Source organism: Streptomyces sp. NPDC015220 (assembly GCF_043079345.1).
Lineage (GTDB): Bacteria > Actinomycetota > Actinomycetes > Streptomycetales > Streptomycetaceae > Streptomyces.
In genome coordinates this window covers 939763-951010 of sequence record NZ_JBIBUK010000002.1, presented here as the reverse complement: position 1 = coordinate 951010, position 11248 = coordinate 939763, and the positions used below count along the sequence as shown (strand labels likewise).

General features: G+C 71.6%; 11 protein-coding genes and 2 rRNA genes. 11 read left to right on the top strand and 2 right to left on the bottom strand.

The annotated features are described in order from the left end of the window. The 11 genes from ACF061_RS09155 to ACF061_RS09105 form a co-directional block, all read left to right on the top strand. Positions 1 to 74: ribosomal RNA gene (locus tag ACF061_RS09155) — 23S ribosomal RNA — on the top strand; the annotation flags it as partial. Between the two features lie 86 nt (positions 75 to 160). Beyond that, positions 161 to 277: ribosomal RNA gene (gene rrf, locus ACF061_RS09150) — 5S ribosomal RNA — on the top strand. Positions 278 to 337: 60 nt separating this feature from the next. Beyond that, complete coding sequence (locus ACF061_RS09145; RefSeq protein WP_392266144.1) at positions 338 to 982, top strand: HAD family hydrolase; 645 nt, start codon at positions 338 to 340, stop codon at positions 980 to 982. 104 nt (positions 983 to 1086) lie between these two features. After that, the gene (locus tag ACF061_RS09140) at positions 1087 to 1833 is read left to right on the top strand and encodes a VC0807 family protein (protein ID WP_392266143.1); all 747 of its coding nucleotides are present in this window, start codon (positions 1087 to 1089) and stop codon (positions 1831 to 1833) included. A gap of 238 nt (positions 1834 to 2071) precedes the next feature. After that, positions 2072 to 3307, top strand: coding sequence for an MFS transporter (locus ACF061_RS09135; protein WP_392266142.1), 1236 nt, complete (start codon positions 2072 to 2074; stop codon positions 3305 to 3307). Next, positions 3258 to 4430 carry an acetoin utilization protein AcuC gene (locus ACF061_RS09130; protein ID WP_392266141.1) on the top strand — a complete coding sequence of 391 codons (1173 nt, stop codon included), beginning with the start codon at positions 3258 to 3260 and terminating at the stop codon, positions 4428 to 4430. The genes ACF061_RS09135 and ACF061_RS09130 overlap by 50 nt, the downstream gene beginning before the upstream one ends. Before the next feature lie 242 nt (positions 4431 to 4672). Continuing rightward, positions 4673 to 5488 carry a phosphatase gene (locus tag ACF061_RS09125; RefSeq protein ID WP_392266140.1) on the top strand — a complete coding sequence of 272 codons (816 nt, stop codon included), beginning with the start codon at positions 4673 to 4675 and terminating at the stop codon, positions 5486 to 5488. Between the two features lie 129 nt (positions 5489 to 5617). Continuing rightward, on the top strand, positions 5618 to 5830 hold the full coding sequence (locus ACF061_RS09120; RefSeq protein ID WP_004984898.1) for a helix-turn-helix domain-containing protein: 213 nt from the start codon (positions 5618 to 5620) through the stop codon (positions 5828 to 5830). 192 nt (positions 5831 to 6022) lie between these two features. Beyond that, complete coding sequence (locus ACF061_RS09115; protein WP_003948845.1) at positions 6023 to 6121, top strand: 30S ribosomal protein bS22; 99 nt, start codon at positions 6023 to 6025, stop codon at positions 6119 to 6121. Between the two features lie 228 nt (positions 6122 to 6349). Continuing rightward, positions 6350 to 7411, top strand: a complete 1062-nt coding sequence (locus ACF061_RS09110; RefSeq protein WP_392266139.1) for an NAD-dependent epimerase/dehydratase family protein — start codon at positions 6350 to 6352, stop codon at positions 7409 to 7411. A gap of 13 nt (positions 7412 to 7424) precedes the next feature. Then, positions 7425 to 8522, top strand: coding sequence for a lysophospholipid acyltransferase family protein (locus ACF061_RS09105; RefSeq protein ID WP_392266138.1), 1098 nt, complete (start codon positions 7425 to 7427; stop codon positions 8520 to 8522). Between the two features lie 143 nt (positions 8523 to 8665). Here ACF061_RS09105 and ACF061_RS09100 read toward each other — a convergent pair whose 3' ends face one another. Further along, the gene (locus ACF061_RS09100; protein WP_392266137.1) at positions 8666 to 9907 is read right to left on the bottom strand and encodes a DUF5667 domain-containing protein; all 1242 of its coding nucleotides are present in this window, start codon (positions 9905 to 9907) and stop codon (positions 8666 to 8668) included. 233 nt (positions 9908 to 10140) lie between these two features. After that, complete coding sequence (locus ACF061_RS09095; protein ID WP_392266136.1) at positions 10141 to 10965, bottom strand: ECF subfamily RNA polymerase sigma factor, BldN family; 825 nt, start codon at positions 10963 to 10965, stop codon at positions 10141 to 10143. Between the last annotated feature and the right edge of the window lie 283 nt (positions 10966 to 11248).

Sequence of the window (11248 nt, the reverse complement as noted above, 5' to 3'; positions counted from 1 at the left end):
GGTTGATAGGCCGGATCTGGAAGCACGGTAACGTGTGGAGGTGACCGGTACTAATAGGCCGAGGGCTTGTCCTCAGTTGCTCGCGTCCACTGTGTTGGTTCTGAAACCACGAACAACCGTCGTAGCCTTGCTGCGGCTCCGGTTGTCAGTTTCATAGTGTTTCGGTGGTCATAGCGTGAGGGAAACGCCCGGTTACATTCCGAACCCGGAAGCTAAGCCTCACAGCGCCGATGGTACTGCAGGGGGGACCCTGTGGGAGAGTAGGACACCGCCGAACAAATTTTGAGGAAAACCCCGCACCTTATGGTGCGGGGTTTTCTGCGTCTAGGCTCCTGGTATGCGCTATGACCTCGTCATCTTCGACAACGACGGTGTTCTCGTCGACAGTGAGCCGATCTCCAACCGGCTGCTGGCCGCCTATCTCACCGAGCTGGGACACCCCACCTCCTACGAGGACTCCATCCGCGACTACATGGGGTCCGCGATGCACCGGGTCCACGACCTCGTCCTGGAGCGCACGGGCCGGCGGCTCCCGGACGACTTCGACGACGTGTTCCACGCCCGGGTCTTCGAGGCGTTCGAGCGGGAGTTGAAGCCGGTGCCCGGTGCTGCCCACGTACTGGAGAAGCTGACCCTGGACGGCACGCCGTACTGCGTCGCCTCGTCCGGAAGCCATGAGCGGATCCGGGTGGGGCACCGGACGACCGGACTCGACAAGTGGTTCGACGACGCCCGCGTCTTCAGCTCGGAGGACGTCGGACGCGGCAAGCCGGCGCCGGACCTCTTCCTCCATGCCGCCGAGCGGACGGGGGTCGCACCCGACAGATGCGTCGTCGTCGAGGACTCCGCGCTGGGCGTGCGGGCTGCCCGCGCGGCCCGGATGGACGTGTACGGGTTCACCGCCATGACACCCGCCGACCGACTCACCGGAGCCACCCGACTCTTCACCGACATGGGCGAGTTGGCTGACCTGCTGGCATGAGGGCGGGCATGACCGGGACCACCGGCGGGCACTGACATTTGTCATGCGGACCTCCGGACGATCGTTCCTACCGGCGGACCCCGCCCGGCGGCGAAGCTGGGGGCATGACGAAGAACACGGGGGCCCAGGGCCGGAGCGACGACCACCAGAACCCGAGCATGCTGGACAACCTCAAGCCGCTGATCGTGGACGTGGCGGTGCCGCTCGGCTCTTACTACCTCCTCAAGGAGGCCCTGGGGTTGAGCACCTTCGCGGCGCTCGCCTGGAGCAGTGTGGTGCCGGCCGTGCGGACCGGGTGGAGCGCGGTCACCGAGCGGCGGACCAACGGGCTCGCCCTGCTCATCCTCGTCGTGAACGTGGCCGGGCTGCTGCTCAGCTTCGTCTCCGGCGACCCGCGGCTGATGCTGGCCAAGGACAGCGGTGTCGGCAGCGTCGTCGGCATCGGGATCCTGGTCTCGGTGGCACTCGGCAGGCCGATGATGACCGCGGGCATGAAGCCCTTCCTGGTGAGGGGCGACGCGGCGAGGGAGGCGGCCTGGCAGCGGCTGCAGTCCGGTACGACGGACGGCTCGGCCGTGTTCCGGTCCAAGGAGCGGGCCTTCTCCCTGGTCTGGGGCGTCGCGCTGCTCGGCGAGTGCGTCGCGCGGGCCGTGGGCGCGTACACACTGCCGGTGGACACCATGGTCTGGCTGGGCTCGGTCGTCATGGTGGCGACGCTGGCGGTCACCTGGGTGGTCAGCGGTGGCCTCGCCGCCGCGCCCCTGATGGGGCTGCTCGACGCCGAGGTGAAGAAGGGCGAGGCGGCCGGGCGGACCGGGACCGGCATCGAGGAGTTCGCCCTCGCCCAGTGAGACCCGGCCAGGCTCGGTGAGGCGAACGGGCGGCCGGACAGGCGCCAACCCGGTCCACCGGCCATCGCCCGGTCACTGGTCGACGCCCGGTCCACCGGTCAGTGGTCACCACTCGTCCGCCCGGCCGCCCATCAGTGCCGGCCGTCCGGCCGACTGCCCGACCGGACGGAAAAGTTGAGTGGAATTCACCTTTACCGGAATCTACCCACAGGTAGCCCGGGGCCCTACGCTCGCCGCCATGACAGAAGTGCTGCGGCGCGGCAGGGCCTCGTTGGCGTTCGGGTTCTTCGCCCAGGGCGTCGCCTTCGCACTGCTCGTGACGCGTATCCCGGCGATCCAGGTCCGGTACGGCATCAGCGGCGGCCTGCTCCCGGTGTTCCTGGCCGCCGTGCCGATCCTCGCCGGCGCCGGCAGCGTGACGACCGAACACCTGGTGAAGCGAGTGCGGCCCAGCCGGGTGCTGCGCTGGTCCCAGCCCGTGGCGCTGCTGGCCCTGCTCGGCGTCGGGGTCGGGGACCGGATCGTCTGGGCGGGCGCGGTACTCGCCGTCTTCGGGCTGGCCGTGGGCGCGCTGGACGCGTCGATGAACATGCTCGGTGTGAGCCTGCAACGCTCCTACGGCCGCAGCATCATGCTCAGCTTCCACGCCGCCTACAGTCTCGGCGGAATCGTGGGCGCCTCGCTGGCCTGGGCGGGCGCGCACTGGCACCTGGCGCTGTGGGTGTCGTACCTGCCGGTGGTGGCGGTGCTGCTGCCGGCGGTGCTCGTGGGGAGCCGGTGGTACGTCGACGCGGCCCCCTCGGCCGGGCCCGTGGAGGCCGGCGCGGCAGGAGGCGAGGGTGCGAACGGGACCGGAACCGTCGTCTTCAAGGTGCTCCTGCCGCTCTGCCTGGTGATGACCTTGGCGTACATCGGGGACTCGACGGTCTCCAACTGGAGCGCCAAGTACCTCAAGGACACGCTGGGCAGCTCCGAGCAACTGGCGACCGTGCCGTACAACGTGTACATGGTCACCACCCTCTTGGGGCGGGCCATCGGGGACATGGGGGTTCGGCGGCTCGGGGCGGTGACGGTCGTCCGGCTGGGCACGCTGGTGGCGGCGCTGGGGTTCGCGGTGGTGGCCGTGGCGCCCGGGGCCTGGGTGGGGATGCTCGGGTTCACCCTGCTGGGGCTGGGGCTGTGTGTGCTGGTGCCGCAGACGTTCGCGGCGGCCGGCCGGTTGTTCCCGGGCGCCTCCGACGCGGCGATCGCGCGCCTGAACATCTTCAACTACGTGGGCTTCCTGATCGGCTCGCCGCTCGTCGGCGCGCTCGGCGACGCGTGGAGCTACCGCGGGGCGATGCTGGTGCCGATGGTGTTGGTGCTGGTGACCCTGGGATACGCCGGCTCGTTCGCGGCCCGGCCGGACCGATACGGTGGCGGGCATGAGCGGCCGCGCACAGCTGATGTGGGACGAGGCAGTAACGGGGTATGACTTCGGGCCGGACCACCCGATGGATCCGGTCCGCCTCGCCCTGACCCGGAAACTGGTCGGCGCCCTCGGGCTGGACCGCGAGGTGAGCGTGGTCGCGGCCAGGCCGGCCGGGGAGTCGACGCTGCGGCTGGTCCACCGGGAGGACTACATCGAGGCGGTGAAGGCCGCGTCGGCGGCTCCGGCGACGGCGGACGGGACGTACGGGCTCGGGACGCTGGACGATCCGGCCTTCGCCGGGATGCACGAGGTCTCCGCGCTGATCGCGGGCCAGTCGGTCGGGGCGGCGGAGGCCGTGTGGCGGGGGGACGCGTCGCACGCGGTGAACTTCACGGGCGGGCTGCACCACGCGATGCCGGGGAGCGCGTCGGGGTTCTGCGTCTACAACGACGCCGCGCTCGCCATCGCCCGGCTCCTGGAACTCGGCGCCGAGCGGGTCGCCTACGTCGACGTCGACGTACACCACGGGGACGGTGTGCAGGCGGCGTTCTGGGAGGACCCGCGGGTGCTGACGATCTCGCTGCACGAGCATCCCCGGACGCTGTTCCCGCAGACCGGGTGGCCGGAGGAGACGGGCGCGGCGTCCGCGGAGGGCTCGGCGGTGAACGTCGCGCTGCCGGCCGGGACCGGGGACGCGGGATGGTTGCGGGCGTTCCACGCGGTGGTGCCGGAACTGATCGCGGACTTCCGGCCGCAGGTGCTGGTGACGCAGCACGGTGCCGACACGCACTTCGAGGATCCGCTGGCCCACCTCGCGGTGTCGCTGGACGCGCAGCGCGCGGTGCAGGTGGCCTGTCACGACCTGGCGCACGAATACGCCGGCGGGCGGTGGGTCGCGCTGGGCGGGGGCGGCTACGCCGTGGTGGAGGTCGTGCCGCGCTCGTGGACGCACCTGGTGGGGATCGCGGCGGGACGGCCGGTGGCGCCGGAGACGGTGATCCCGGAGAGCTGGCGGCAGGAAGTGTTCGCGCGGACACGGCAGTTGGCGCCGATGCGGATGACGGACGGACGGTGGCCGGTGTCCTGGGGCGACTGGGAGGCGGGGTACGACCCGGCCGACCGGCTGGACCAGGCGATCCTGGCGACGCGGCGGGCGGCGTTCCCGCTGCGCGGGCTGCTGGCGTAGCCGGTCCGCCGCATCGCAGGTTCGGACGGTCCGCCGCATCGCAGGTTCGGTCGGGGGCGCGAGGGCCGTCGGTTCGGCCGGTCCGCGGGGACGTCGGTCCGGGCTGTCCGCGGGGGGACGCCGGCTCGGCCGGGCTGCCGGTGTGGCGGGTGCGGGGTGTGTTCGCCGCTCGCCTTACGCCGACCGTGCGGTGTTTCCGTGTTCGTGCCCCGCGGGCGGGCGGTGTCCGCCACCATCGGCCCGTGTTGAGCACCTCCGCACTGCGCGACCATCTGCTCGCCGCCCGGCTGGCCGGGCCCGTGGCCACGACCCGGGAGGCGAGCCTGCGCAGTTACCGACTGTTCGCGGCCCGGGATCCCCGTGCGCTGATCGGGCTCGATCCCGAGCGGTCCTGGGGGCAGCGGGATCTGATCGAGCTGATGGCCAGGAAGTGCGGGGTTTCGGCCGATCCTCGGCACACCCTCGGCCATGATGTGATTGACCCGGAGCTGACCCTGAGCGCACTGGGGGCCTTCGCGGACCGGCTGGGCGCGGCCGCCCGGCGCGGCGCCGCGGTGCTCCTCGGCACCGGGCACCCGCACCGGCTGCTGGGTTTCTACGCCGCGCTGGCGGACGCCTTGTCGGCGGCGGGATGTACTGTCCTCACCCCGGCGCAGGGTCGCTGTGTCGACATATTGACCCGGTTCGGTCTACGCACACACCGCCTCGACTACGTACGGGGAGTAGGGCTGGTGCGGCTGTCCGGCGCCGAACACCCCGGTTGTGAGCCGGGCGCACACACGCATTCGCCGCTGCCGGTCCGGCTCGCTCTCGACGCGGCCGCGGACGCCGGCGGGCCGCTGCCCGAGCTGGTGATCGGGGACCACGGCTGGGTCTGCGGAGCAGGTCAGCTGGGGTTGGAGGCCATGGGGCCGGCCGATACGGACGACCCCGCGCTGTTCGTGGGTCAGGCGGAGGGGCGCGTGTCCGTCGTGGTGCCGCTCGATGACGCCGTGCGGGCCGCCTACTACCGCCCACTCACCCGCTACGTACTCAATCGAGCGTGTCTGTCACAGTAGGCCGCCGATGGGTGCACCTCTTCCCCACTTGCATCACCCGCCCCTAGTCTGGGGAGTGAGCACGCAGCGACGAAGAGTCACCGGAAGGGGAAGCCGGTGGCCGTCGAGTGCGGAAGGTGCAGGTGTGTCATGGCTGCAGCTGGCGAGAGGCCTCTCAACGAGGTTCAGTTCCTTACCGTGGCGGAAGTCGCCTCGGTGATGCGAGTGTCGAAGATGACCGTGTACCGGCTGGTGCACAGCGGTCATCTGCCCGCGATCCGGGTGGGGCGTTCGTTCCGCGTCCCGGAGCAAGCGGTTCACGAGTACCTCCGCGAGAGCTATGTGGGGGTGGAAACCGCCTGACGACGACCGGGAGGGATCCGCACCGGGCCGCACGGCCGGTTTGGGCCGTACGGGCCGTACAGGGCAGCGCCGGGTCCCTCCGGACTCCTCGATTAACGGCCTCAGCACTCGGGCGGGTAGGCTAGCCCCTCGTAGGTCGTGTGGGCCCATGGCGCCCAAACACCGAGTGATGAGAAGTGAGCGAGGGTAGTCGTGGGCTCTGTTATCAAGAAGCGGCGCAAGCGGATGGCCAAGAAGAAGCACCGCAAGCTGCTGAAGCGCACCCGCGTCCAGCGTCGCAACAAGAAGTAGTGACGCCGGTCGCCACGTGTTAGTGCGCGACATCGCGAGAGCGTGTCCGTGGCCCCCCACCGCATCCGGTGGGGGGCCACGTCGTTCCGCCCTCCGTGTCGTCCGGCGGCGCGGCCACGGCCGTGACGTCCCGCAGTCGGCGGCAATCACAGCGCAACATGGAACCGATAGGTTGGCCGCACACGGGGAACGCGGCAGGAACCAGGTGCTGGAAGAAAGGCGCTGATCTTGGGACAGGTCGTGCTCGTGACCGGAGTGGCCCGTCGGCTGGCCGGCCGGTTCGTCCGGCGGATCCAGCGGGACCCGCAGGTGGACCGGGTCGTCGCCGTGGACGTGGTCCCACCCGAGCACCACCTGGGCGGCGCCGACTTCGTCCAGGCGGACATCCGGCAGCCCACCATCGCGCGGGTGCTCGCCGAGACGGGCGCCGACACGGTCGTCCACATGGACGTGACCGGAACCGCGCTGGGCGGCGGGAGCCGGGCCACGGTCAAGGAGACCAACGTCATCGGCACCATGCAGCTGCTCGGCGCCTGCCAGAAGTCCCCCAGCGTGCGGCGCCTGGTGGTGAAGTCCAGCACCAACGTGTACGGCTCAGCGCCCCGGGACCCGGCGGTGTTCACCGAGACCACGTCGGCCAAGTCCCTGCCCAGCGGCGGCTTCGCCAAGGACGCGGTGGAGGTCGAGGGGTACGTGCGGGGCTTCGCGCGGCGGCGGCCGGACGTGGCCGTGTGCGTGCTCAGGTTCGCCAACATCCTCGGGCCGACGGCGGACACCCCGCTCGCCTCCTACTTCTCGCTGCCGGTCCTGCCGACGGTGTTCGGCTACGACCCGCGGCTTCAGTTCGCGCACGAGGACGACGTGATCGAGGTGCTGCGGATCGCCTCGCACGAGGCCCGGCGCGGCACGCTCAACAGCGGCACGTTCAACATCGCCGGCGACGGCGTGCTGCTGCTCTCCCAGTGCGCCAGGAGGCTGGGCCGCCCCACGGTTCCGCTGCTGCTGCCGGCGGTCACCTGGGCGGGCTCGATGGTGCGTACGCTGGGAATGACGGACTTCTCACCGGAGCAGATCCGACTGCTCACCCACGGCCGGGTCGTGACCACGGACGAGATGCGCGGGACGCTGGGCTTCGCGCCCCGGTACACGACAGCGGAGACCTTCGCGGACTTCGTCCGCAGCCGCGGCCCCGGACTGCTGCCGCCGGAGACCCTCGCGGGGGCCGTGGACCGGATCGCCGCGCTGTCCCACCGGGGCAGCGGTCACCCCCCGACGCAGAGCGCCAACTGAGGAGCGCAGCACGATGGCGGACGCCAAGGTCATTCCGTTCGACGACGACCGGTCCCGAGGGGGCGCGGGACAGCGGCCGGTGCGGCGCCGGAGCACGGGGAGCCGGCGCCCCGGCGGGGGCGAGCCCGCGATGGTGGGCGAGGTGCAGCCGCTGCCGGGCAGGGCGGCGACGCACGAGGACGGACCGGCGCCGGCGGGTGAGGCCGCCGCGGGGCCCTCGGCACGGCCACCGCGGAGCCCGGACGGGAGCGGGGGCGTGGACGCCGCTCGGGGCGGGCTGGAGCGGCGGGTCGCGAGCGGTCTGTCGTTCCTGCGCCGCCGCCTGACCGGCGAGTACGAGGTCGACGACTTCGGCTACGACGCCGAACTGACCGACCAGGTCCTGATGTCCCTGCTGCGGCCGGTGTACGAGAAGTACTTCCGGGTCGACGTGAAGGGCATCGAGAACATCCCGAAGGAGGGCGGCGCGCTGATCGTCGCCAACCATTCGGGCACGCTGCCCCTGGACGGCCTGATGATGCAGGTGGCCGTCCACGACCACCACCCGGCCGGCCGCCACCTCCGTCTCCTCGCGGCCGATCTGGTGTTCGTGCTGCCGGTGGTGAACGAACTCGCCCGCAAGCTGGGACACACCCTCGCCTGCGCGGAGGACGCCGAACGGCTGCTGGGCCAGGGGGAGCTGGTCGGGGTGATGCCGGAGGGCTTCAAGGGCATCGGCAAGCCCTTCGGCGACCGCTACAAGCTGCAACGTTTCGGCAGGGGCGGTTTCGTCTCCACGGCGCTGCGTCAGGGCGCGCCGATCGTGCCGTGCTCGATCGTCGGGGCGGAGGAGATCTACCCGATGATCGGCAATGCCAAGACGCTCGCCCGGCTGCTCGGTTTCCCGTACTTCCCGCTGACGCCGACCTTCCCGTGGCTGGGTCCGCTGGGCGCGATTCCGCTGCCGACCAAATGGACGATCCAGTTCGGCGAGCCGATCCCGACCGACGGTTATCCACCGGAGGCGGCCGAGGACCCGATGCTGATGTTCAACCTGACCGACCAGGTCCGCGAACAGATCCAGCACACGCTCTACAAGCTGCTGGTGCAGCGCCGCTCGGTGTTCTTCTGAGTCCTGCGGCCCGGCGCGGTACGGGACCTGCGGCCGGCGGCCCGCGCGTCCCCCGGCCGGTCTTCTCCCGAGTTGTGCGCGGCGGTACGACGACCGGGGCGCCCCTCGGGCAGAGGGGCGCCCCCGTCGTCGTGCGTCCGCTCCTACTTCGCGTCCTCCTGGTCGATGCCGAGGCCCGGCAGCAGGCCGGGGAGGAGGGGCGGGATGGTCACGTCGGGGCCGCTGGTGGGCGACTTGCCGGCGGGCGGGGAGGTGCTGCCGCTGGGCTTCGGCGGGTCGAGCAGGCCGCCGGTGGTGCCGCCGATCAGTCCGTCGCCGCTCTCGCCGCCGGATGCGGCCGACTTGCTGGGGCTGCCGCTGCCGGAGTGGTGGCCGCTCGACGGGGTGCCACTGCCGGAGTGGGACGGAGCCGTCCGGCCGGGGTGGGCGGACGGACCGGGGCCGGTGCCGTGCCGCTCGCCCTCACCGCCGCCGGGGGCGGTGGGCTCGGGGAGCAGCGACTGCAGCGGGGCGACCTCTTCGTCTATGGCGGCGAACACCGACGACACCTGCTCACTGACGTCGCCGAGCTGCACGGGCAGTCTCTGGCGCAGGGCGCCCCAGGCCTCGCGGTGGGACCGGGAGAAGGCGGAGAGCGCCTGGATGGGGCCCAGGGACTCGGGGTCGCGTTCGTACGCCTCGTGCAACAGGCGGTGGCCCTCGGCCGCGTCGTGCCGCATCCCGGACAGGGTGCGGCGGATCTCGCGGACGGACTCGTGGTCCAGGTTCCCGCCGCGGTCGCGCTCCATCAGCCGGCGGGCCTCGCCGAGGCGGGTCGCGGCCAGGTCGAGATAGGCCTGCCCCTGCTCGTCCGCACCGTCGGCCAGGTAGTTGAGCTTGAAGTCCTCGATGCCGCGCTTGAGGCCGTACAGGGAGTCACCGGGGAGGGCGTCGGAGCTGGCGGCGGCCACTCCGCCGAAGGCCCCAGCGGCCACCCCGACGCTGAGCCCGCCCGCCGCCAGGCCCTTCGCCAGCCGCGAACGCGGCCGCAGTTTCCCCAGGCCGCTCGCCCGGTGGGCACCGCCCGCCCGGTGGGAGCGCTGACCGGGCAGCGCTGAAAGGCCACTCGCCTCGCCCGCGGCGGTGCCCTCCTGGAGCATGGCCTCCATCGCGGCCACCAGTCGGGCCCGCTGGACGACCTTGACCTCGGGGTCCAGCTCCGGCCGGGGCAGCGCACCGAGACCGGTGGCGAGGGCCAGGAGCCGGCCCCGCTCGGTCCGTTCCGGCGCTGCCGGGGCCGGTTCCGGTCCTTCGGACTGCTCGGCCGCCGCGCCCTGGTCGGACAGCTCCTCCAGGGCCTGGGCGAAGGCGTTCGCCCGCCGGTGCGCCGATACGTTCGCGATCACTGGCGGCACCTCCTCTCGTCATGACGGTCGACTCCCCAGGGGTCCTGAGGGTTGCACGCCCACGACCGCTGCCACCCGATCGAGTGATCAGCGTGGGCCAAGGCGTGACCGCAGGGAGCCTGTATCCCGCACAACGAGCGGCTCGGCACTTCGGTTACGGACGCCCGGGGTTCGAATCGGGAAGTCAACGTACCGCTGTCGAAGGGGAGTTGGCGGCCGCCCGGCGGACACGGTCAGCGGGCGTCGTCCGGGAGGAGACGGGCGAGGGTGCGCACGGCCCGGTACTGGAGGGTCTTGATGGCGCCCTCGTTCTTGCCCATCACCCGGGCGGTCTCCGCGACCGAGAGGCCCTGCAGGAAGCGGAGCGTGACGCACTCCTGCTGCTGCGGGTTGAGCCGTCGCACCGCCTCCAGGAGCGCGGCGTTGGACAGCGACTCCAGGACCGAGTCCTCGGGGGAGCGCTCGACCTCGTTGGCGTCGAGCATCTCGCCGGTGGTGACCTCCAGCCGGAAGCGGCTGGACTTGAAGTGGTCGGCGACGAGGTTGCGGGCGATGGTCACCAGCCAGGCGCCGAAGTCGCGGCCCTGCCAGGTGAAGGTCCCGATGCGCCGCAGGGCCCGCAGGAAGGTCTCGCTGGTCAGGTCCTCGGCGGTCGCCTTGCCGCCGACCCGGTAGTAGACGTACCGGTACACGGTGTCGCTGTACTGGTCGTAGAGCCGGCCGAAGGCCTCGGCCTCGCCGGCCTGGGCACGCTCGACGAGCTCCATCATCCGGGCGCTGTCGCTGTCCGCGGCCGGCCGCCGGACGGTGGCCGCCGCGGCCGGGCGTCCCCGTCGGCCGGACGTCCGGCCGTCGCCGGACCGCCGCCCCTCGACCACGGCGCTGCGCGCGGGCCCCTGCTCCATGCCGTCGGCCAGCGCGTAGCACGGGCCGACGGGTGCGGCGGTGGCGAGGGCGGGGCTGGCGTACGCGGTGGGGACAAGACCGCGCAGCAGGTCCAGGACAGCGGCGCGGAGCGTAGCCAGGCCCGAGGCGTCAACCCCGACGTGTGGGTACACGGGACTCCCAGAGGCAGAGCTTCCATCACGTGCAGTGCGGAACCGTTCACCCGTCATGGCGACGGAGAGATACCGGTTTGCGTCTGAGGAGAATAACGCTTCGTGCAGGGCCTGCTACACCGAGTTGCTCAAATCATCGAATGCGTCGCTTCCGTAACCGATTGACGCCCGTTTGAGTGCCTCAGAGTGACCGTTTGCCGATCGATTCGGTCCGGGTTCGGATTGGGTCGCGGGCGTGTTGTGGCGATGTACCGCCAAGGGGGGCGGCCAGGGCCTCGGGCGG